The organism is Aneurinibacillus sp. REN35, from assembly GCF_041379945.2.
Lineage (GTDB): Bacteria > Bacillota > Bacilli > Aneurinibacillales > Aneurinibacillaceae > Aneurinibacillus.
In genome coordinates this window covers 1-272 of record NZ_JBFTXJ020000047.1, presented here as the reverse complement: position 1 = coordinate 272, position 272 = coordinate 1, and the positions used below count along the sequence as shown (strand labels likewise).

At 49.3% G+C, this 272-nt stretch carries 1 protein-coding gene; it reads right to left on the bottom strand.

Annotated elements, in window-relative coordinates; genetic code table 11:
- Window positions 1–73: 73 nt before the first annotated feature.
- Window positions 74–220, bottom strand: a complete 147-nt coding sequence (locus AB3351_RS23615; RefSeq protein WP_153783375.1) for a hypothetical protein — start codon at window positions 218–220, stop codon at window positions 74–76.
- Window positions 221–272: the final 52 nt, after the last annotated feature.

Sequence of the window (272 nt, the reverse complement as noted above, 5' to 3'; positions counted from 1 at the left end):
GGGGTATCGAAACGACAAAAAGACGCTGATCGCTCAGCGTCTTCGTGCGAAACATAACGGTATTTGGCTTCCATCAACGTTCCTTGCCTATTACCCGGCGTACACGATCCATCACCGTTTGATGACCTAAACGTGTCGGATCGTTTCGCGCTTCTTCCTCTGCCTCCAAAAGTGCTTTCTCAATTTCCTCGGCCTGCTCATTTTTTCCCTGTTCGCTCATGCCTTACCTCCTCGGAATTAGAATTTTGAAGCCACCTCTATTTTCGCCCGAC

Bases quoted from the DNA above. Each gene is read 5' to 3' on its own strand.
- AB3351_RS23615 (WP_153783375.1), bottom strand. From the start codon at position 220: ATGAGCGAACAGGGAAAAAATGAGCAGGCCGAGGAAATTGAGAAAGCA.